This is a genomic window from Pseudodesulfovibrio sediminis, assembly GCF_020886695.1.
Taxonomy (GTDB): domain Bacteria; phylum Desulfobacterota; class Desulfovibrionia; order Desulfovibrionales; family Desulfovibrionaceae; genus Pseudodesulfovibrio; species Pseudodesulfovibrio sediminis.
The window spans coordinates 2,752,050-2,774,558 of the sequence record NZ_AP024485.1 but is presented as its reverse complement, the minus strand read 5'-3'; the positions used below and the strand labels follow the sequence as shown (position 1 = coordinate 2,774,558).

Genomic DNA, 22,509 nt, shown 5'->3' with positions numbered 1-22,509 from the left:
TTGGGACCAATGCAAGACGCCCTCACCACATGGCCCAAATTCCGGTCTCAACACCCCCGCATACTCCTGCTCACCAGCCAGTATTTTCTCATTGGCGAGCTTGAGGCGGCCTGCAAGCGCCTTGGCGTGGAGCATCTGTTTCTGGACCTCGGCACCAAGGAAATGGATCTCGACACGTTCGTGACGCAGATGACCGATGTGCTGACCACGTTCAAGCCGGACTTCGTGCTCACGGTAAACCACCTGGGCGTGGACCGGGAAGGGATACTGGCCCAACTGCTGAACCGGTACGACGTGCCGCTGGCCTCCTGGTTCGTGGACAATCCGCACCTCATTCTCAACGCCTATCAGCATCTCTTCGAAGCCCGCACCGCCCTGTTCACCTGGGACGCCGACACCATCGACTCTCTCGGCCGGATGGGCTTCAAGCATGTCTTTCACCTGCCGCTGGGCGCTGACCCCAGCCGACTCACGCCCCGCCGCACCGTGCCTGTGGATGTATGGCGCGCCCCCATTTCCTTTGTGGGCAACTCCATGCTGACCAAGACCGTCAAGCGACTGGAGGCGGCCCGCCCCACAGAGCGACTCCTTCAGAACGGCATCACGATGGCCCGTGAGTTCAGCGACTCGGGAGAACCGCTGGCAGAAGCGTTCCTGTACAAGAACCACCCGGAGCTCGTCCCGGAATTCGAGGCACTGCTCCACCCGGCACGCAAACAGGCGTATCTGACCTTCATCACCTGGCAGGCCACCCTGCTCTACAGACTGGATTGCGTGGCGCGCATCCTGCCCTTCGCCCCCCTCATCGTGGGGGATCCGGGCTGGCAGTCCCTGCTCAAGGACGCCGACGGCTGGCGGTATCACCCGGAGTTGTCCTATTATGACGACCTGCCGGATTTTTATCCCCTGTCCAAGATCAACTTCAACTGCACCAGCCAGCAGATGAAGGGCGCGGTCAATCAACGGGTCTTCGACGTGCCCACCTGCAACGCGTTCCTGCTCACCGACCACCGCAAACAGATGGAGGACCTGTTCGAACCGGAAACCGAGATCGTTTTCTACCGCCACCCGGATGCAATCCCCGGCCTGATCGAGCGGTATCTCCATGACGACGTCGCCCGCCAGCGCGTTGCCGCAGCCGCCCGCAAACGGGTCCTGGCGCAACACACCTACGACCACCGCATGACCAGTCTCATGGAATCCATGCGCCAGACCTTCGGATAAGGGTATGACTCTGAAACCGATACTCCTCCTTCAGATGCAGCGGATGGGCGACCTGATTCTCTCCTATCCCCTCATGCTCTGGCTCAGCCGCCGCTATCCCGGGCACCCCATTTTCGTGGCGGCCGAGGAGACATTTTTCAAACCGCTCATGAAACTCTCACCCGCGGTCACCTATTTCCCCTGGTCCGGGGCGAATGTGCTCAAGCAGCACGACTACGCTCTGGTAATCAATCTCTCCATCCAGAAAAAAGCGGCCCAACTGGCCGAAGAGGTCTCTGCCGAACACAAGCTCGGCCCGGTCCAATCCGCGGACAGCGCCACTTTCGTTCACGGCGACTGGCAGCTCTACCGGACCTCGCTGGTCAAGAACAACGGGTTCAACCGCTACCACTGGGCCGACCTCAACGGGCTGGACGCGATCCCGTTCAAGCAGATCGTGGACACCCGTTTCGACAATCCGCGCACCATGCACGGCAGCAACAAAGTGGGACTGTTCCTCGGAGCAAGCGACGAGGCAAAACGCCCGTCGGTCGAGTTCTGGGGAACACTGGTGGACGAACTGCATCGACGAGACCTGCGCCCGGTCCTGTTCGGCGGCCCCATGGAAACAGGGCTTGGCGAAGCTGTGGTCAAACAGGCAAAAGGCCCGGCCCTGAACATGTGCGGCAAGCTCGGGCTGGAGGAACTCGGTATCGTGGGCCAGACACTCGGTCTGTTCATCACACCGGATACCGGCCCCATGCATCTGGCCGCGTGGACCGGACTCAGGTGTCTGAATCTCTCGCTGGGGAACGTCAATCCATGGGAGACCGGTCCCTATGGCCCGGGACACCACGTACTCCGCGCAGACCTTGACTGCGCCAAAGGGTGCTGGTCCTGCTCCCGCCAGAGGCTGTACTGCCATGATCCCTTCAAACCTGCCCGTGTGGCTATCCTTGCCAACCGCATACTGGCCGGTGACGGGCCGGACCAACTCGCCGGACTCGACCTGCCCGGCCTGACCCTGTTCCAGACCGCCCGTTCGGACCTCGGCCTCTATCACCTCAACAGACTCGATGCGGTCCAACCAGACGAAGAACGACTCATCTCCCGATTCTGGCAAACCTTTTTCGGCCATCACTTCGGGTTGTGGGACGACACCCGCCAGGTCGCGGCCTGGGCCGATCTGACCGCCGAAGCCGGACAGACAGCCGAAGCCATACGCGCCCATGTGCCGGAGATGGGCCGCCAGTTCAAGCATGGCCTGAAAAACGGCTCCATCCTTGAAGAGGCATTCTGGGCCAAGAGTCCCGCCACGGTCAAACCGCTCACCGGCTATGCCCACATGCTGCTGGAAAACACCGACTATTCACGCCTTGGATGGATCAAGGTCATGGAGCTGCTCGAAAGGCTTATCGCGGCCTGCGCCTAACCCGTTTCCCCTGCCCCGCCTGCCTGGCAGCGGTCATTTCTGCCTACCGCAAAAACAATAATTACCCGGAATCACGATGTTTTCCATTTGGCACACCTTTTGATTGTAAGTGTGACGAAGGAGAAAACCATGCAGAATATTCCCGGCATCGCCCTTGAAAAGGCCACTGAACAAATACAGACGGTAAAAATCGCTTCCGTCAAGGAAAGTGATCAGCAGATGCTGTTCTCTGAACTGTTCAGCGAACACGCCGCCTCTGTCGAAAAGGAACTGGCCCTGGCGCCAGTCGCCACAAAAGACAAGATGCTTGAAAGTACTCCCCAGAAATTCAATGAACAACCGAGCGTGAATGCGGCTGGCACAGAGACTCCGGTCACGGAAGAGCAGGAAGTCGAACAGCACAGAGAAAACGCCCGAATGACGCAGGATGAATTCGACGAGGTCAAGGATGACCTCAAGGAATATGGCATGACCGATGAGGAAATCGCCAAGATCGAAGAGAAGGTCAATTCCGACGAAGGACTGACCTGGGGCCAGTTCGTGGCCGAGGTCGCGCAAAAGGTCGCCGCGATGCGTTCTGTCGAACTGACGGATGAGCAAAAGGCCAACCTGACCAGCTTCTTCGGCAAGTTTGGTTTTTCCGACAAGGAAAGCGCCAAGCTCATCAGCCATCTTGAGAAGGGCAATGTCTCCAAGGTCATGAGCGCATTGCAGGCCAAGATCGACACCATGCCGCAGGATCAGCAACTGCTGCTCAGCAAGCAGGAAGTTGAAGCGTTCACCGCTGCCCTGACCTGTTCCAAGGAGTTTGCAACCAAGGTCCAGGAGCTTCTCGGCACCAACTCCATGCCCAAGGATTTGAAGGAAGCCTTCACCCTGATCCGCCAGGAACTGGCAGACATGGACAAGAAGGATCAGAAGCTCGCCAAGGCCGTTGGCAAGGCTTTTGTCGCCACCATGAACGAGGAACACAAGCAATCCTCTGCCGCCAGACAGGTGGAAGAGGCTATTGATCTGAAGCCGCGCGTAACGGCTGAAGAGGTCAAGACGGATGCCAAGGAAGAATTGGCACAGGCAGTCAAGACCACCAAGGACAACGTAGCTGAAACCGCGGTTCGTCGTAACACCGAAAAGAATGTGACCGACAAGGTCGACATCAAGACCGACTCGGACAAGCAGGAGCCCAACGCGCAGGATGCGAAAAGCGAAAACGACGAGAACTGGAACAATCTTTTTGGCAAGATGACCGATGACGGCTCGCAGAGTGCCCAGGCCAAGACACAGACACGCACCCAGGCGGAAGCGCTGTCCAAGACCGGCCTGACCGAGGCGCAAGCCAAGGTAAAGACTGCCGCATGGGAAAAAGTTTCCGCCCCCAAGGTCATGAAGCAGGTGGACAATGCTGTCCTGCAGACCCTGAAAAACGGCACCAAGCAACTTACTTTGCAGCTCACTCCAGAGAACCTGGGCAAGCTCTCCGTCATCCTCTCCGTACAGGGCAAGGAAGTGGGAGCCACCATCCGGGCAGAGAGTCACGAAGCTGCAAAGGTCATTGCAGACAATCTCGACATTATTAAGAATTCTTTAGAAAACCAAGGATTGAAAGTGGAGAAGCTGGAGGTCCAGACCGGGCTTTCCAACAATCAGAACTCCAACGATTGGTTTGGTCAGAACGAACACAATCTTGCTCGTGAACGCGAGGCCATGGTCGCCATGCGCAACCACATGAGACAGATGCGGGCCAACTCTGGCGGCGTCTTGGCGCAGGACGTGCAAAGTATACGTGAACAGGCAATTACTGCCGACAACGGGTTACACGTTATTGCGTAAGAGAGGTCTATCATGGGTTACGTAGACAACAGTGGAATGATTCTCGGAGCACAGGAGTCGCGATTGGCGGCCTCCAACACTCCGGAGCACAAAACAAGTATGGATCAGGATTCGTTCATGACCATCCTGGTGGCGCAGTTGACGCATCAGGATCCCCTGAATCCGATGGAAGACACGGACATGACGGCCCAGTTGGCCCAGTTCTCCTCTCTGGAGCAGCTGACCAACATCAACCAGGGCATTAAGGATCTGACTAACTCCACGGAGCAGACCGACATGCTGTCGGCTGTCAGCTTCATCGGCAAGGAGATCAAGGCTGAGGGTTACAAGATCAGCAAGGATGAAGGAAACGTCTCCACCATCTACTACGGATTCGGCGAACCGGTTAGCAAGATCACAATGAATATTTATGATTCTGAAGGTGCCATTATACGCACTATCGATCTGGGCGGCAAAGAAGCCGGAGCCTATCAGTATGAATGGGATGGCAAGAACGAAGGCGGACAGACCGTTGCCGATGGCCAGTACGGCGTCGGTATCCTCGGTGAGGATGTCGAAGGCAAGCACGTCATGGTCCAGACGGAAATATCCGGCACGGTCGACGCAGTGGTCAATGAAAGCGGGACTCAGTATCTGCGCCTCAAGGACGGTCGCTTCATCAGCTTCCTCAACATCAAGGAAGTCGTCGATCCCGGCAGCGCGGATGTGGTGGATACAGAGGAAACCACTGAAGAAGAGAGCTAGTTGAATTTCACCTGCGGCACGAGGTCGCAGGCTCTTGGAGAAGAGATAGGAGGTTATTATGGGTTTAGGAGCATCACTCTATTCGGGTATTACCGGTCTGACGGTACACTCCGAACGAATGACGGTCATTGGCAACAACCTTGCCAATGTGAACACAACGGGGTTCAAAGGCGCTCGAATGTATTTCGAGGATCTCATGAGCCAGGATTTTTCAACAGTCAACGGCGTGGGCCAGGTGGGTCGTGGTGTACGTGTATCGAGCGTATACTCGGACTACGGTCAGGGTGCTTTCGAGGCATCCACCGAAGCCACGGACATGGCCATCTCCGGCAACGGCATGTTTGTTGTCTCCCCTCAGGGCGAAGACGACAAATTCTACACCAGGGCCGGTAACTTCCGCTTTGACAACGACGGGTATCTCGTTGATCCCCACGGATATGTACTGCAGGGATGGGAAATCGAGCAGAGCACCACGTCCGTGACATCAGCCAGTTCAACTTCGGCGGCATCCTCCAGTGGCGCACGCATCATCGGCACACCCACCGATATTCGCATGGAAAACTTCCAGTCCGAGCCAAGCGCGACGACTTCCGTTTCCATCGTCACCAACCTGGACCCGTCCGCCGCAGACAGCTCCACCAGCGCCACGCAGCCGTATTTCGCCATGTTCAATAACTGGGACGGCACCGAAGACACCCCGCTGGCCGGGACTCTGTACAGCTATTCCACCACCCTGAAGGTGTACGATGACATCGGTACCGCTCACAACCTGACCGTCTACTTTGACAAGGTCACCATGAGTAACGCCGGAGGCGACACTGTCTGGGAATACATGGTCACCTGTGAACCCAACGCGGACAAGCGCGTCCTGTCCGGCGCAGACGGCAACCTGACCGCGATAGGCCAGGGCGGCACCTCTGCCGCAGGTATCCTCATGATGGGTACCCTGACGTTCACCACAGGTCAGCTCTCCGGCATGAGCGCGTATACGCTCAAGAGTAACGGCGGCTCCAACATCAAAGATCTGGACAACTGGACGCTGGCCGATTTCTCCACCGGTGGCTATCCGGTATGCACAGCGAACTTCCTTGGCAAATCCAACGCAAGTACGGCCGAAGCGACCAACGCCACACCGATGCAGATCAATTTCGGTATCCAGAACTCCGACCTGTCAAGTAACGGCTCCGGCACAGACACCATCGGTTGGGGAACCGGTCTTGGTGCCCTGCCCCTGAGCGCAGCTGACGTCGGCACCAATATCAGCAACACCGGCTATCTTGCCAACTTCAAGGATCCGGCCATCAGCGCCCTGGCCACCCAGAGCTTTGATACCGGCGGTTCCTCCACCCTGTTCCAGAGCCAGAACGGCTATTCCGCAGGCATCCTGCAGAACATCTCTGTGTCCCGCGAGGGGGTCATCACCGGCCACTACTCCAACGGACAGGTCCTGGAACTCTACGCAGTCACCATTGCGACGTTCACCAACGCCCATGGATTGCGCAGGGACGGCGGCAACCTGTTTAAGGAAACCCGTGAATCCGGCCCGGCTCTGACCGGTCAGGCTGGCTCTGCAGGCAAAGGCACCGTAGACGGCAACTCCCTTGAGATGTCCAACGTGGATATGGCCACCGAATTCGTGCGCATGATCACCACGCAGCGCGGCTTCCAGGCCAACACCAAGGTCATCACAACCACAGACTCAATGCTCGGCGAAGTTATCGCCATGAAGCGTTAAGTACATACAGGTCTTAAGTAACCCATACGAATAGACCCCTTCTCCAAGATTGCCCCCTGCCTGACCCTCAGGGGGCAAACAGAAGACCCTGCGGCCTGACAGTTAACCCACTGTCAGGCCGCTTCCTGTGTTGAAGGCTCAGTCGGGGATAGTGCGTCGCGTTACGGCGATCTTTGGATGAAACAGCCCCCCTTTTTTCCGCTTTTACCGACAAGAACGTCCAATACTCCTGCTGTCTGTGTTCGTATGGTGGCACAAACAACAAGGAGATAGTCATGTCCGATTTATTTACATCCATCATGTCCGGTACCATCAGCCACACAGACAAGGAGACCGATGTCGCCTCGCTCGACTGGAATCAGCATCCCACATTCGCCGGAGTTGCTCTCAAACATCTGATCACCGGGGCCGAAACCGAAGGACGGTTCAGCGCGCATCTGGTCAGACTGGACGCGGGAGCTGAAATCGGTGACCATATTCACCAGGACAGCTGGGAGCTGCACGAGATAACAGGTGGCAGCGGACACTGTCTGTTGAACGGGAAGATAATTCCCTACACGAAAGGCATGGTGGGCGTGATCCCGGAAAAGGCACCACACACTGTCCAGGCTGGCAGTTCAGGCCTGACCATACTGGCAAAATTCATCCCGGCACTGCTCTGAGCATTTCTATGAAGACAAGCACGGACCTCATATTCAGAACCATCCCCGGCCTGGAGGGCGCCACCCTTGTGCGTGCCTCCGGGCCGATGCAGGCGTTGGGTCGGCACAGCCACGAATCCCTGACCTTTGGCATCGTCATGGTAGGCAGACGGACCATACAGTATGGCTCTGAGTCCTTCGAGGCCCGCCCTGGAAGCGTCATATTCATCCCACCCGAACACACACACGCCTGCCCTGAATCAGACGCCTGTGAGTACGTCATGTGTAATATCCCGTGCCCGCTGGTCAGCATGCTGGGGTTCACCACAATCTGTCAGGATCACCACACGCCCATCGTTGATTCCCCTGTGCTGTTCGGAAAAATCATCCGATTCGCCGAGTCTGTCGGCTGCTCCACTTTTGCCATGGAATGCCAGGAACAGCTCGTCACCATCCTTGCTGCGCTGTTGCGCGAAAACACCCATGCCGATGAACCGAAAACCACACCTCCCGACCATCTTGCACAGGCTGCCGCATATCTGCACCGTCATCCCTGTGAAAGCGTCAGGCTTGACACGCTCGCCGACATTGCCAGGCTCAGCCCGTGCCGATTCAGCCGCTGCTTTACCTGGGCATATGGCATGCCTCCGCATGAATACCACAACCAGCTCAGGGTCAGAGAAGCCAAGGAACGCATAACCAAAGGGATGCTTCTGGCTGACGTGGCCGCGCACTGCGGGTTTTCTGATCAGAGCCATATGAATCGCGTGTTCAAAAAAACCATGGGGATGACGCCGGGGGTGTATGCACAGGCCTTTGGTTGATTTTCGCGGGCGCGCTTGCCGCTTTTTTTCATTCAGCTTTGATGTGTCTGTTCTGAGGGGAAGGCTTACTGTATTTTGAGGAGTGCTTTTTATTTTCGGTTATCGCGCTACGCGGCGAGAATGCAATCCAAGTTTATTCAAAAGGTTTCGCCTTTACGGCGACCTGTTGAGCGACCTTGGATACAGAATGTTATCTGCTCAAGTCGCCCTAGCTTAGCCCTGTTTGCAAGGCCTAGAAGCTGACAACGACAGGGCGGCGGCTCCGGTCAGGCGGCACGAATGCATCGACTCAACCAGGCGGGTCACGGAAAGACTTTCCCATTACTTTTCCCAAGATGGAGCCGTCCCGAGTTGATCAGATTCTTGCCGTCAAACCGTGGGCGGTCAAGCTCGCGCAAGGAGCTTTTTGCGTCTCTTTTTGCTCCTCAAAAAGAGACCGCCGCCCGCGTAGGGCATGGAAGGCCTTTGGGGCACACGCCCCAAAAACTGGCTCTTGCACCGCAGGTGCATGGAAGTGCACAGCACTGACTCTCCTCCGCTCCACAGGAACAAACTCCCTCCACTTACTCGGTCTTCTCAAAAAAACGACCTTTCTTCCCATACATAAAGCCGCCAGCAAGGCACATATTGCACCCCACTGCCGACAAAGCATTGACAGGGAACGTTTTTCCCCTGTTTCAAGGCAGGAAAAAATGACCACTCTAGACTTTATTTAGACATATATAAGCTTAATATTACTTAATAAAACTAATTTGGCACGCATGATGCTGAAGCAACGCAAATGGAATTGAGAATCGAACAAGGAGGGTTCCGATGTCTTTAGTCATTAACCACAACCTCATGTCGATGAACGCGCAGAGGAACTTGAGCGAGCACTACGGTCGCCTCGGCAAGTCCACCCGTCGTTTGTCTTCCGGTCTTCGAGTCGGCGTTGCCGCCGATGACGCAGCCGGATTGGCCATTCGCGAACTCATGCGTTCGGAAATCAGCTCTCTTCACCAGGGCATCCGAAACGCATCAGACGCGATTTCACTTATTCAAACGGCGGACGGCGCGCTGCAGGTCATTGATGAAAAGCTCATTCGCATGAAAGAGCTGGCAATGCAGGCATCCACCGGTACCTACAACTCTGATCAGCGCTTGATTATCGATTCCGAGTATCAAGCCATGTCCTCGGAGATCAACCGTATCGCCAACGCCACCGACTTCAACGGAATTTATCTCTTGAACGGCAACCTGTCCGGCGATCCCGGCGTCGATCACGACGGCACGGGGCTGCAGTCCACCGGCCCACTGAAGATTCACTTCGGTACCGGTAACGACTCTTCAGAGGACTACTACTATGTTGCAGTTCAAGGCTCGACGTCATCCGCCTTCGGGCTGGGACATGATGCCGCAATCAGGGCCAATGGCGATACCTGGGAAGACAGGGTTGCCGGTCAGTCCATCTCTACCCAGGCACTGGCCCAGACCGCCATGGAAGCCATCAACCAGGCGATCATTTCCAAGGATAAGATTCGGGCCAACCTCGGTTCCATGCAGAACCGACTGGAAAACACCATCACCAACCTGGAAATCCAGGCCGAGAACCTGCAATCTGCGGAATCCCGTATCTCCGACGTCGACGTGGCGCAGGAAATGACGGAATTCGTCCGCAACCAGATTCTCACACAATCAGCTGTCGCCATGCTGGCACAGGCCAACTCTCTGCCGAGAATGGCCATGCAGCTCATCGGCGGCTAGTCGTAGAGCATTCTCGACGGCTGAAGACAATCGGAAACCGGCCCTGCAACCCCTGTTGCGGGGCTCGGCTTCCGGTTGTTTCCACGCACTCCGGCATGCGACCCCGCGCCTCAGCCACAAAAAAAGACGGTCTCGAAGCATGATATTCCGCTCCGATCCCGCCTCTTTTTTGCGTCTTTTTTTTGCGTCTATCGCAACAAAATCACTTTTTTTTCATTTAATCATCGCCAAGATATTCCAAGCCAACCCGCGCGGCTTCCTGTTCGGCCCGCTTCACACTGGTGCTGGTTCCACGAAATATCTCGCCCTGGGGCAGGGTCACATCCACCTTGAAAATCTTCTCATGTTCCGGGCCGCTGGTTCCGGCGAGCACATAGATCGGACGCTCTTTGAATCGTTCCTGAGACACTTCCTGAAGGCGACTTTTATAGTCCTTGGTCTCCGGCAAAACAGCCCGGGCAGGCCATAAATCCTCAAAAATAGTGAGGATGGTTTTCTTTGCCGCCTCGAATCCGCCATCGAGGAAAACCGCGCCCAACAACGCTTCCAGGGCATCTGCCAACAAGGCATCGCGCTCCCGGCCGCCCTGAAGCTCCTCTCCCCGACCCAGACGAATATACTGATCCAGATGCAGCCCACGCGCCAGCACGGCCAGACTCTGTTCCTTGACCAATTGTGATCGAATGCGCGTCAGTTGTCCTTCCGCGGCATCGGGAAACCGCTTGAATCCCTCTTCGGAAATACACAGTTCAAGCACGGCGTCGCCGAGGAATTCCAGCCGCTCATTATCACCGCTTCCCTCCTGCTCATTGGCAAAAGAGGAGTGGGTAAGGGCGCTCTCCAGAAACTTGACTTGGGCAAACCTATGGTGGATAGAATCCTGTAGTTCAGCGGTATCCATTAAACCCCCTGTTTGTATGCAGCCAGAAGCACATCTCAATTCATTATTCAATCCGAACTCCATTGCGGTCGTCGGCGCTTCGCGCAGTCCGCTCAAGCTCGGCCATATCATCCTATCGAATTTGGTGACCGCAGGGTACAGGGGGACAATCTACCCCGTCAATCCCGCAGGTGGAGAAATTCTCGACCTCCCTGTAATTAATTCCATTGCCGCGCTGCCCAAGCCGCCGGACCTCGGTATCATCGTGCTCCCGCGCAAACAGGTCCTGGCCGCCATGGAAGAACTGGCTGAAGCGAATGTCAGTGCCATCTGCGTGATCTCAGCAGGATTTCGCGAGACAGGCCGTGACGGGTTCGAACTCGAAATGGAAATGGCGGAACTGGCTCGCAAAAAGAAAATCACCCTGCTCGGCCCCAACTCGCTCGGACTCATCAATACCACCATCGGTCTTGACGCCACCATTGCCCAGGCCAAGCCGACCAAGGGGTCCATCGCCTTCTTTTCCCAAAGCGGCGCGCTCTGCTCCGCCATCCTCGACTGGGCCGACGGCGAAAGCATCGGCTTCTCCAAATTTGTCAGTCTGGGCAACAAGGCCGGAATATCCGAAGCGGACGTACTCGAATCCCTGGGTGACGACCCGGAAACCAAAGTCATCATCGGCTATCTGGAATCCGTGGACGATGGACAGAATTTTTTGCAGACAGCCCGTATCGTGACCGAAAAGAAGCCGGTCATCATGATCAAGGCCGGTACCACCCAGGCCGGTGCACGGGCGACATCCAGTCATACAGGCTCCATCGCCGGGTCGCACGTGGCCTCCACCGCCGCGTTCAAGCAGGCGGGTATCATCGAAGTCGACAATCTGGAATCCCTGTTCGACCTGGCCCGCGCCTTTGCCAAGCAGCCGCTGCCCGAAGGACCGAACCTGGCTGTGGTCACCAACTCCGGAGGTCCCGGCATCCTGGCCGCAGACGCCTGTGAAGCGGTCGGCCTGAATCTGGCACGTCCCTCTCAGGAGACCCTGGACAAGCTGACCCAGGCTCTGCCGCCCTTTGCTTCCATATACAACCCCATAGATATCATCGGCGATGCCCGGGCGGACCGGTACAAAGCCACACTGGAAGCCGTTGCGGAAGACACCATGTCCAGCGCCATCCTGGTCCTGCTCACGCCAACGGCCTCTGCCGAAATCGTGGAAACAGCCCAGGCGATCATCGACACGGCCAAAACATGCGAAAAGCCCATCTTCGCCTGTTTCATGGGAGACCAACGCATCAGCCCCGGCCGCGACCTGCTCAGGGAAGCGGGCATCCCCTGCTACGGCTACCCGGAACCGGCCATTCAGGCCATTGCCGCCATGTACACCCACTACGGGTGGAAGACACGCCCCTATCCGGTAGAAGTCTGCTTCCGCCGCGACAAGGGCAAGGCGGAATGGACCATCAAGAAGACACGGAAAATCGGTCTGAGCGAGCTGCCCTTTGCCGAGGCCATGGATATCGCGGCCGCCTACGAGCTGCCCGTGCCGGAGACCCGTCTGGTGCGGACCTCTGAACAAGCCGTGCGCGCAGCCAAGAAACTCGGCTACCCTGTTGCGCTCAAGGTCGTGTCCCCCCATCTTTCAAGCCGAAGCGATGTCGACGGCGTGGCCCTGAACCTGCAATCCCCGAGGGACGTCCGTGACGCATGGCTGGCCATCACCAGCCGCACCCAACGCAAGCGCCCCGATGCCTATATTACCGGTTGTCTGGTGCAGACAATGGGTCCGGTCAAGGCGCGGGAGGTCATTGTCCGGTTCACGCAGGACCCGCAGTTCGGGCCTCTGGTCTCGTTCTGTCTGGCAGGTCCGTCATCCGAGGTGCTGGGTGACATCAGCTACAGGCTGGCCCCCTTGACCCTGCAGGATGTCCAGGACATCGTTCGCGAAATCAAGTCCTTCCCGCTGCTCCGTGGCGCGCGGGGCGAAGAGCCGGTCAATCTGGCGGCCATTGAAGATATTTTGTTATCCATGTCGCAAATGGCGACAGACTTTCCGGATATCCGGGAGGCGGAACTCAACCCGGTTCTGGTGGACGCCGAAGGTGCGCTGGTCACAGACATGCGCTTGACCATCGGCTAGATTTTACGCAAAGTGAAAAGATCAGCGGCTCGCCTCACAGCGCCAGCTCGCACACATTCAGGAGGAACACAGGCATGGCAGGTCTCTACATCGGATCGACAACTGGCTACTCGGGCAAAAACATGATCGTCATGGGCCTGGGTCTGCGGCTGCAAAAAGAAGGCTTCAATGTCGGCTACATGAAGCCGGTGGGTGCCATGCCCATGGAAATAAACGGCAAACTCGGCGACGAAGATGCGGCCTTTGTGCAGGATGTTCTCGGTCTTGATGCCGACCCGGAGATGGTCACCCCCGTGGTGGTCACGCAGGACTTCAAGGTCAAAGCATTCACCGGCAAGATGGACGGCCTGCTCGACAAGATCGTGGACGGCTACAAGAACGTGTCCGAAGACAAGGACGTCACCCTGATCGCAGGGTCCGGCTCCATGTACTCCGGCAAATACTGCGACACTGACGCCGTTTCGGTCATCAAGAAGCTCGGGGTCAAGACGATCATCATCGACCGCTTCCAAAAAGAGCTGAAGTACGACTACCTCATGGCCATGAAGGAGACGCTCGGCGACCTCCTGGCCGGTGTTGTGCTCAACGATGTGCCGCCCAATTTCATGGACGAAATTTCTCAGTTGCTCGGCCCCTCTCTTGAGGCCAAGGGCGTCAAGATTCTTGGCGTGATCCCCCGTGATCCGCTCATGGGCGCCATCAAGGTCGGCGACCTGGCCGACCGTCTCGGCGGCAAGATCATCTCCGCGCACAACAAGAGCGAACGTGTGGTCGAAACCTTCCTCATCGGCACCATGCAGGTGGAGAACTTCATGACCCACTTCCGCAAGAAAAAGAACTCCGCCATCATCGTTGGCGGCGACCGGTCCGACGTACAGCTCGTCGCCCTGGAAGGCGATTGTCCCTGTCTCATCCTGACCGGTAATCTCTACCCCAACGATATTATCCTGACCCGCTCGGAAGTCCTGGAAACGCCGATCATCATGGTCCGTGAAGACACCTTCACCGTGGCCAAGAAGATGGACGATATCCTCTCCCGCCACAAACTGCGCGACGCCATCAAGATCAAGCAGGGCGCAGAACTGGTCGCAGACAATCTCGACTTCGCATTCCTCAAAAAGGAACTGGGCCTGAAATAGTTCGATTCTCAAAACCGGGGCCACGACGTATGTATACGCCGCGGCCCCGGTTTTTTTGCGCCCGATGTATGGGCACTAACCGCGCCTGAAGACAGGTCGGGAAAAAGATACTCGAACGTTGTGCGTCTTAACGCAGGCGAGCGCGGGACCGCGCTGATCCGATCTTTTGGCCCCACGGGCACACCTGAATGCAGACACCGCAAATGGACGTGCCGATATGTTCCATCGCGACACAGACCTCCCGGACATGTTTCACACAGCGATCAAAATGCAATGCCTCATCGCGGGAATCATAATGCGAGTCGGTGTTGACGTTCTTGATGGCGTGCGCCGGACAGGCGTCCGTACACCGGGTACACCCGCCGCAGCGATTCCTGAGAGGCGCATCCGGTTCCAGCGACGCATCCGTCAGGACGCTCACCAGCCGGATACGCGGGCCATACTCAGGGCTGACCGCCAACAGGCTCTTGCCCTGCCAGCCGATCCCCGCAGCGACCGCTATGGCCTTGTGGGAAATGAATGACGTGTTTTTGATCGAGTCAAGCACCTGACTTGCGGGAAGAGGGAGCGCACTGGCTCCGCGCTCTTCCAGAAAACGGGTCACCTTGAGCGCCAGGGTATCGAGCATGGCGTTCACGCGGGAATAGTGCGAAGCATAGAGGGGGGTGGGGCGATCAGAGATGGTGTCGATGATGGGATTACTCAACGCGACAGCCATGCTCACCACATTGGTGAAGCCCTCAAGCAGGTCTGCCGGGTCGGTTTCGATACCGGCCAATCTGTCGAGAGCACCGATACCGACAAGAGAAGCGCCTTCGCCGCATGCAAACTGTTTCAGCGTAGCTGTATCCATGTACAAAGGCTATCAATGATCCCGTGCGGCCTCAAGCGGGAAAAACACAGACAACTGCGCACCTTCCTGTCTGCTGTTCACGAAAAAAGGGCCCCGTAATCGGAACCCTTTGTCTGTACTGTGTCTGAGCCGACCTAGAACTTTTCGAACTCGTCGTCACTCATATCCATATCGATACCACCGGCTTCCAGCTCCGGTGCAGCGGCCTGCTTGCGCGGCTTTGCCGGCTGGGCCTTGGGAGGTTGGGCCTTGGGCGGAGCCTGTTGCAGTCGAGGCGCTGCCGGAGCGGCAGGCTTGACTGTCACGCGACGCGGCCGGGAGACATACTCCTGACCAAGGGAGAAGAACTCCATGTTGTTTTTCAAACCATCGGCCTGCTCGGTGAACGCTTCAGCCGTGGAAGCGAGTTCCTCAGAGGCGGCGGCGTTGCGCTGGATAACCTGATCCAGTTCCTGAATAGCCTTGTTGATCTCCTGGGCTCCGGCATCCTGCTCGATGCTGGCAGTGGATATCTCCTGCACCAGCTCGGCGGTCTTGCGAATATCCGGGATCATCTTGGTCAGTACCTTGCCTGCCTGGTCCGCCTTGGCCAATGTGGCCGTAGACAATTCGCCGATTTCCGAGGCGGCCGCACCGCTTCGTTCAGCCAGCTTGCGGACCTCGGCAGCGACCACGGCAAACCCCTTTCCGGCTTCGCCAGCCCGGGCAGCCTCAATGGCCGCGTTCAAGGCGAGCAGGTTGGTCTGGCGGGCAATCTCTTCAATAATGGAAATACGTTCTGCGATATCCTTGATGGAATCCACGGCTTCCATGACCGCGTCCCCACCCTCCTGGGCATCCCCGGCCGTCCGGGAAGCCATGCTCTCGGTCTGGCGGGCGTTGTCCGTATTCTTGCTGATCTGAGCGATCATCTCTTCCATGGCGGAAGAGACCTCTTCCACACTGGCTGCCTGTCGATTGGCTCCATCAGACAAATCTCTGGCCGCCCCGGTAACTTCGATGCTGCCTGTCGAGACATCCTCCGCACCCACCTTGGCCTTGCCCACGATCACACGCAGTCGTTTCGTCATGACCATGAGGGCCGTAGAGAGCTTACCCGGCTCATCATGGTAATCCGTCTTGATATCCTTTGCCAGATCGCCCTCGGCGATTTCTCGCGCCAACCCGACGGCCTCATCCAGAGGCTGGACAATGGACTGGATCATGGTCAGACAGAACAACAGAATCAGAACGAACACGGCAATCAGGGTTCCGCCGATCCAATACATGTACGTTGAAACAAGCGCGTCTATCTCACCTGCGATTCTGACCTCTTCATCCGCCACGTTATCCAGGTAGACGCCAGTCCCGATCCACATATCCGTTCCCGGAATAAGCTCGGCATAGGAAAGCTTCGGTTGGTCACCTTTTTCCGGTTTGGGCCAGATATACGTGACAAATCCACCACCATCATGGGCAAGTTTATTCAGCTCCTTGACCAGATAGACACCGTTCTTGTCCTTCAGGTGTCCGAGATCCTTGCCCTGCAATGACGTATTGGTTGGCAAGGCCACATTGGTGGTTGTATTGTACACAAAATAATACCCGGACTTGTCCTTCTCAAAACGAATCTGACTGACAAGTTTTCGAATGATGGCAATTTTCACATCAAGTTCAGGCTCTTCGGCAATGGCAGTACCGAGGCTGACCGCCATGGAGTGGGTGGCCACCTGCAATTTGCGCCTTTCCCCTTCATGCATGGCCTCTGCGGAACTGGTCACGCCTACACTTTTGACGTTGCCCATGCCGCTCAGAAAAACGGCCAGCATCCCGAAGGTGAAAGCGGCCATCACTCCGACCAAAACAAACATTCGTATTTTGATAGATACTTTTCTGAGCAACATAGAGTCTCCCTTTTACAATGGTGTGCAAAGAAGCATATACATGACTCACAAAAATTACCATTGTTAAAAATACCCAACCCATTATTAACTTTTAAGAATTTTGGCAGACCATTTACACTCTTCCTCCTTTCCGGCAAACTCGACAGCAAAGCTTCATCGATAACAGGAAATAGTTATGGAACCCAGACTTATCGTACACGGTGGAGCGTGGGATATCCCGGATGCCTTTGTTGACGACCATACAGCCGGTGTCCGCACGGCTGTTGACACCATCTATCCGCTGCTCAAAAACGGTCTGTCCGCTCTTGATGCAGTGGAACAGGCGGTTAACATTCTCGAAGCAGACCCGACATTCGATGCTGGCCGGGGCGCATTCCTCAACGCCAAAGGAGACATTGAACTGGACGCATTGATCATGGATGGCAACACCCTGGATTTTGGTGCCGTCGCAGCCGTGGCCAATCTCCTGCACCCGGTCTCACTGGCCCGCCGGGTCATGACTGCGAAGGACTTTCGGTTTCTGGTGGGTGAAGGCGCCATGCAGTACGCCAGGGAATGCGGAATCGCCGAGGTCGATCCGCGGGAACTGCTGACCGAACGAGAACTGGATCTGTACGAGAAGATCAAGAACGACGAGTCATTCTCACCGATCAGGGCCTTTTCAGATGCCATGCCATCGGACACCGTGGGCGCCGTGGCCATGGATGCCGAGGGCAATCTGGCCTGCGCGACCTCAACAGGCGGCACTCCCGGCAAGCACCCCGGACGGGTAGGCGACTCCCCTGTCATCGGCTCCGGCGGATACGCGGACAACCAACTCGGTGCGGCCTCCGCCACAGGCTATGGCGAATCCATCCTGCGGGTCATGCTCTGCAAGACGGCCTGCGATTTCCTGCGGACTGACACCCCCATGCAGGCGGCCGAAAACTCCATGGACATCCTGAAATCCCGCGGCCACGGCTATGGCGGCGTGATCATGATCTCCCCCGAGGGACACTATGGCTTTGCCCACAACACACCACGCATGGCCTTTGCCTATGCGGACGACGCCGGCCTGACCAAAACGCAAATAAAGAAAGATTAAGCCAAAAAACTCACAAACGAGTAGATTTATGGGTCATTTACCCGTATAGTAGCGGATAATGAAACTCATCGCGGCCCTCGTCTTCACTCTCTTCATGGTTCTCCCGGCTCAGGGAAACACCGCTCTCGTGTTCAGCACGGCTGACGATCAGGATATCGCGCGATCAAAAAGCATCAACGCGGTACTGGCCGAATGCTTCAAACGCATGGGCATCAGCATTACCATCAAGACCGGCCCATCCAAGCGCACCATATTCGACGCCAATGAAGGTGTGGTAGACGGCAATTTTGTTCGCACCAAAGGTATTTCAAATGAGTTCACAAACCTGATCAGGATACCGGAACCACTGGGAGAGAATATCATTGTCGCCTTCAGCAGGGACTCGCATATAAAGATCGAGGGGTGGGAAAGTCTGCTCCCGTACCATGTGGCGTGGGTTCGTGGATGGTGTGATTGCAACTCCTCCCTGAGCAAAGCCTGGAGAACAAATGAACTCAACAATGAGAAGCTGCTGTTCACATTCCTCAAGGAAGGACGAGCCGATGTCGGTATCTTCGGACTGGAGGCAGGACAGCAGATACTCAAGAGAATGCACATCGACACGGTTTCGCCCATTCTGCCGCCCATTGTGAAAAGAGAGCTCTTTCTCTACCTGAACACCCGGCATGCGGCCCTGGTGCCACACGTGGTGGACACACTCAGGACAATGAAAGAGGAAGGGACGTATCAGGCCATTCTGGACCGCTATTACATGCAGCAATAACTTTGCGACGCCCGCTCCTCAGCCCGAGATTTTCAGCACTTACCCCTTCCTGCCCATATACACTCCAAGACCGACCACGCCGCAAGCGCCCAGCTGGGCCGGGGACATGGTTTCTCCAAGCATGAGCCAGCCCGCGAACAGGGCCACCGGCGACACGAGGTTGATGGCTATGGCGGCACGGCCTGCCGACATGTAGGTCATGGCCATGTTGTATAATCCGAACGCGCCAAGGGTGACGAACAGGCCAAGGTATCCGATGGCCAGCCATGCACTCAGGGGGATGGCGTCAACCGGGCCGATGCCGGACAAAAAGATTCCGGGAAGAAAGAAGATCGCTCCGGCCACGCACTGCATGCCGGTCAACCACCAGGTGGAGTACCGGACACTCAGCCGCTTCATGACCACCATGTAAATGGCCGCGCACGTCAGCGCCCCCACTTCCAGCAGGTTGCCCAGTGCGGGGTTCGGTGCAGACACATCCGGCGAACCACCGAGGGACAACCACACCACACCGCCTATGGACACCGCAAGGCCGGTCATGCCCATGAAGGACATGGGCTCCTTGAGCACAATCCAGGCACCCACGGCAACCAGCAACGGCACCAGGGCCGAAAGCATCCCCGCCTGGGATGATGTCGTCAGACTCACGGCATATCCTTCAAGCAGGAAATACAGACACGGCTGCATCAGGCAAAGGAAGGACAACACCTTCCAGTCGCCCTTCTGATACCTGGGAGCGGGAATTCGATTGCGGATACACAGGACAACCAGGGAGGCGAGCGCCATGCGTAGCCACATGGCCGCCATGGGGGCAAACCCGGACAGCGCCGCCTTGGTCGCCATGAATGACGTGCCCCAGAGCAGCACGGCTCCGGCCAGACACAGCGGGGCAATCCATGCCTCGAATCGCCATGCGGGATTTTTGAGCGCAACAGTCGTATTCTCTTCCATAACAGCTTATCTCCTGAACGTGTTTGCGGAGACACTAGAGGACAAGACCGGAGCGGTATTGTACGAAATTGCGGTTTATTCAGCCGCGTCCTGATATTGCTTGGGGGTGGCGCCCGTGATCTTCTTGAACACCCGGGAGAAGTGGGACTGATCCGCAAACCCTGCCTCGACAGCGGCCTGGCTTATGGTCCGCCCGCTGGCCAGCATGCGCTTGCCCAGGTCCACACGGAGCTGGGTTTGGAACGCATGGGGCGGCAGCCCCGTGGACGCCTGAAAAACCCGCAGCAGGTGATAACGGCTCAGCCCTGCCACTTCCGACAATTCATCGAGAGACACTTTGTCAGTGATACGGGCAGACAGATGGACCGTGACGGCCATGACAGCCATGTCATTGGCACCGGGAGCCTCAGGCTCACCCAACTCGGCATGGCGGGTCAGGCAATCGGCCAGCCCTTGTACCAGCAGGCTTTCCTTTTCCAGCTTGCCGTCACCTTCGGCTATGGCCTGATGCAGGGTGCGCCAATGGGCCAGCAGGTCAGGATCGTCAACCACGGGCACGGGAAAATGCACCCCGCCGACGCCATTGCCAAACACCTCTTTTGCCACGGATTCCAGCCAGGACGCATCGATGTAGAACATATAATAGGTCATGTCCGAGTCGAGGTCCGGGTTACACACATGGACAACCTCCGGCTCGATGAAGACCATCTGCCCCGCCTCGGCCTTGTGCTCGGCACCTTCAAGGGCAAACGTTGTCCGGCCCGTCTCGATAAAACCGATGGAATAGGCTGGATGGGTATGCTTGCAAAACGCATCTTCGTTGTAACTGGAATAGCGAACTTCCACACCCGGAAGGTCAGGATCTCGCCAGAACTGTACGTCGGTATTGATCGGTGATTTTCCCATGGTGGAGTTCTATGACCGAACGCCGTTCAGGTCAAGGGGGTGGATTCTCCCCCCTCACCCCTCGAATATGACGACGGGGCGGGTATCAGGAACGAATCGCGGAGACACTACCGAAGATGGACTACCTGTTCTGCCCCCTGCAATTTGCATCTCGGTTTCTCCCCTCTTTTCTGATACCCTTCACACATGACGCAGACCGACACGACAGATCTCACCACCCGCCCCATACCCGAGGTCATCCGACAGGTGGCCGTCCCTGCTTCAGTGGGGTTCTTTTTTCATACCATGTTCAATGTGGTGGACACCTGGTGGGCCGCCCGCATCGACACGGAAGCCGCGGCCGCCCTGGCGCTCTCCCTGCCCGTGTTCTTCATCATCACGGCCCTGGCTTCGGGCATCGGCACCGGCTCCACCGCGCTGATGGGGGCCGCTCTGGGGGCAAAAGACCGGAATCAGGCGTCACTCATCGCGGTTCAGATGCTCAGCTTCGGCATCTTCGTCTCCCTGTTCCTGGCGTGGTTCGGCCTGACTTTTTCGCCAGGCATCTTTGGCTGGCTGGGTGCAGAAGGGACCTATCTCGAAACCTGCCTGTCGTACATGAACCCAATCTTCGCCTGCAACGCGGCCACTGTGGCGATCTACCTCTTCAACGCCATTCTCCAATCGCAAGGGGATACCAGAAGCTTCCGCAATGTACTCATCTTCACGTCTGTCCTGAATGTCGGGCTTGATCCATGGTTTATCCACGGGGGCTTCGGCCTGCCCGCCATGGGTCTTCAAGGCGTGGCCTGGGCCACGGTCGTCCTTCAGTCGCTCGGCGCCATCTACCTGGCCTTCAAGGCGCGAAACACCGGACTGATGCAAACCGACTCCGGGCGCAACCTCATCCCACGGCTCACCATATACAAGGATATCGCCTACCAGGGGTTTCCTGCCGCGCTGAACGCCATGACCATCGCCCTCGGCTTCTTCGTGATCTTCAAGTTCGTGTCCGGGTTCGGGCCGGAGGCGTCCGCTGCCTACGGTATCGCCACCCGCATTGATCAGGTGGTGCTCATGCCCACCATCGGTCTCAGCGTGTCGGCCCTGACCATCACCGCGCAGAACTACGGCGCAGGCAGGATCGACCGCATCCAGGAGAACCTGAAAAAAAACCTGTTCTACGGCGCGTGCATGATCATTCCCCTGTCCGTCCCCATTTTCTTTTTTGCCGAATACTTCATGCGCTTCTTCACCAGTGACCCCGCAGTCATCGCCGTTGGTGCGGAATATCTACGCATCGACGCCTTTACCCTGTACGGCTATGTGGCCATATTTGTGCCCACCTCGGCACTTCAGGGGATGAAGCGCCCCTTGTTCGCCATCTGGCTCGGCATCTCCAGACAAGTCCTCGCTCCCTTTGCCCTGTTCACCCTTTCCACGACCGTACTCGGCTACGGCACCCTCTCTCTCTGGCTCATAATCTTCGGTATCGTCTGGGTTTCCGCAGGGATAGCAACGTGGTACGTGCGCAAAACGATTCACGTCCTTGAAAAGGAACAGGGGACATAACAACACTGCCCCGTCCCCGAAACAACACGAATCGGGCGGGCCTGAGAAAATATGTACACAGCCTGGTATAGGCAGTCCCTTAAGAGTTGACACCACTGCCGCATACGGCTATCGTGCACAACTCCATTGGGGCCAGTAGCTCAGTTGGCAGAGCCACCGGCTCATAACCGGTCGGTCCCAGGTTCGAATCCTGGCTGGCCCACCAAA

General features: G+C 57.0%; 18 protein-coding genes and 1 tRNA gene. 14 read left to right on the top strand and 5 right to left on the bottom strand.

The window, feature by feature from the left end:
* Window positions 1-9 precede the first annotated feature (9 nt).
* From SRBAKS_RS13235 to SRBAKS_RS13200, 8 genes are all read left to right on the top strand, one after another.
* On the top strand, window positions 10-1,224 hold the full coding sequence (locus tag SRBAKS_RS13235) for a CgeB family protein (protein ID WP_229591369.1): 1,215 nt from the start codon (window positions 10-12) through the stop codon (window positions 1,222-1,224).
* 4 nt (window positions 1,225-1,228) lie between these two features.
* Window positions 1,229-2,635, top strand: a complete 1,407-nt coding sequence (locus SRBAKS_RS13230) for a glycosyltransferase family 9 protein (RefSeq protein WP_229591368.1) — start codon at window positions 1,229-1,231, stop codon at window positions 2,633-2,635.
* Between the two features lie 129 nt (window positions 2,636-2,764).
* A complete protein-coding gene (locus SRBAKS_RS13225; protein WP_229591367.1) occupies window positions 2,765-4,465 on the top strand; it encodes a flagellar hook-length control protein FliK in 1,701 nt (566 codons plus the stop codon).
* Window positions 4,466-4,477: 12 nt separating this feature from the next.
* A complete protein-coding gene (locus SRBAKS_RS13220; protein ID WP_229591366.1) occupies window positions 4,478-5,209 on the top strand; it encodes a flagellar hook assembly protein FlgD in 732 nt (243 codons plus the stop codon).
* Between the two features lie 58 nt (window positions 5,210-5,267).
* Window positions 5,268-6,944: a flagellar hook protein FlgE gene (locus SRBAKS_RS13215; RefSeq protein ID WP_229591365.1), complete on the top strand. Its 1,677-nt coding sequence runs from the start codon at window positions 5,268-5,270 to the stop codon at window positions 6,942-6,944.
* Between the two features lie 275 nt (window positions 6,945-7,219).
* Window positions 7,220-7,606: a cupin domain-containing protein gene (locus tag SRBAKS_RS13210; RefSeq protein WP_229591364.1), complete on the top strand. Its 387-nt coding sequence runs from the start codon at window positions 7,220-7,222 to the stop codon at window positions 7,604-7,606.
* Window positions 7,607-7,614: 8 nt separating this feature from the next.
* Window positions 7,615-8,409 (top strand): AraC family transcriptional regulator, encoded by a 795-nt coding sequence (locus SRBAKS_RS13205; protein WP_229591363.1) that lies wholly within the window; start codon window positions 7,615-7,617, stop codon window positions 8,407-8,409.
* An 813-nt stretch (window positions 8,410-9,222) separates the two neighbouring features.
* On the top strand, window positions 9,223-10,152 hold the full coding sequence (locus SRBAKS_RS13200) for a flagellin N-terminal helical domain-containing protein (RefSeq protein ID WP_229591362.1): 930 nt from the start codon (window positions 9,223-9,225) through the stop codon (window positions 10,150-10,152).
* A 217-nt stretch (window positions 10,153-10,369) separates the two neighbouring features.
* Here SRBAKS_RS13200 and rnc read toward each other — a convergent pair whose 3' ends face one another.
* Complete coding sequence (gene rnc / locus SRBAKS_RS13195) at window positions 10,370-11,053, bottom strand: ribonuclease III (protein ID WP_229591361.1); 684 nt, start codon at window positions 11,051-11,053, stop codon at window positions 10,370-10,372.
* Between the two features lie 16 nt (window positions 11,054-11,069).
* Here rnc and SRBAKS_RS13190 point away from each other — a divergent pair, with 16 nt between their 5' ends.
* Both SRBAKS_RS13190 and SRBAKS_RS13185 read left to right on the top strand, forming a co-directional pair.
* On the top strand, window positions 11,070-13,172 hold the full coding sequence (locus SRBAKS_RS13190; protein ID WP_229591360.1) for an acetate--CoA ligase family protein: 2,103 nt from the start codon (window positions 11,070-11,072) through the stop codon (window positions 13,170-13,172).
* Between the two features lie 74 nt (window positions 13,173-13,246).
* Window positions 13,247-14,311 carry a phosphotransacetylase family protein gene (locus SRBAKS_RS13185; protein WP_229591359.1) on the top strand — a complete coding sequence of 355 codons (1,065 nt, stop codon included), beginning with the start codon at window positions 13,247-13,249 and terminating at the stop codon, window positions 14,309-14,311.
* A gap of 127 nt (window positions 14,312-14,438) precedes the next feature.
* On the opposite strand, the gene SRBAKS_RS13180 is transcribed toward SRBAKS_RS13185, so the two are convergent.
* Window positions 14,439-15,164, bottom strand: a complete 726-nt coding sequence (locus SRBAKS_RS13180; RefSeq protein WP_229591358.1) for a 4Fe-4S double cluster binding domain-containing protein — start codon at window positions 15,162-15,164, stop codon at window positions 14,439-14,441.
* A gap of 134 nt (window positions 15,165-15,298) precedes the next feature.
* The gene (locus SRBAKS_RS13175) at window positions 15,299-17,047 is read right to left on the bottom strand and encodes a methyl-accepting chemotaxis protein (protein WP_229591357.1); all 1,749 of its coding nucleotides are present in this window, start codon (window positions 17,045-17,047) and stop codon (window positions 15,299-15,301) included.
* Window positions 17,048-17,222: 175 nt separating this feature from the next.
* On the opposite strand from SRBAKS_RS13175, the gene SRBAKS_RS13170 reads away from it, so the two are divergent.
* On the top strand, window positions 17,223-18,131 hold the full coding sequence (locus SRBAKS_RS13170) for an isoaspartyl peptidase/L-asparaginase (protein ID WP_229591356.1): 909 nt from the start codon (window positions 17,223-17,225) through the stop codon (window positions 18,129-18,131).
* 58 nt (window positions 18,132-18,189) lie between these two features.
* Window positions 18,190-18,894 (top strand): substrate-binding periplasmic protein, encoded by a 705-nt coding sequence (locus tag SRBAKS_RS13165; RefSeq protein WP_229591355.1) that lies wholly within the window; start codon window positions 18,190-18,192, stop codon window positions 18,892-18,894.
* A 39-nt stretch (window positions 18,895-18,933) separates the two neighbouring features.
* Here SRBAKS_RS13165 and SRBAKS_RS13160 read toward each other — a convergent pair whose 3' ends face one another.
* Complete coding sequence (locus SRBAKS_RS13160) at window positions 18,934-19,845, bottom strand: DMT family transporter (protein WP_229591354.1); 912 nt, start codon at window positions 19,843-19,845, stop codon at window positions 18,934-18,936.
* Between the two features lie 75 nt (window positions 19,846-19,920).
* The gene (locus SRBAKS_RS13155; protein ID WP_229591353.1) at window positions 19,921-20,751 is read right to left on the bottom strand and encodes an AraC family transcriptional regulator; all 831 of its coding nucleotides are present in this window, start codon (window positions 20,749-20,751) and stop codon (window positions 19,921-19,923) included.
* 186 nt (window positions 20,752-20,937) lie between these two features.
* Here SRBAKS_RS13155 and SRBAKS_RS13150 point away from each other — a divergent pair, with 186 nt between their 5' ends.
* Both SRBAKS_RS13150 and SRBAKS_RS13145 read left to right on the top strand, forming a co-directional pair.
* Window positions 20,938-22,302: an MATE family efflux transporter gene (locus tag SRBAKS_RS13150; RefSeq protein ID WP_229591352.1), complete on the top strand. Its 1,365-nt coding sequence runs from the start codon at window positions 20,938-20,940 to the stop codon at window positions 22,300-22,302.
* A 129-nt stretch (window positions 22,303-22,431) separates the two neighbouring features.
* Window positions 22,432-22,507 (top strand) — tRNA-Ile (locus SRBAKS_RS13145).
* The last annotated feature ends 2 nt before the right edge of the window (window positions 22,508-22,509 follow it).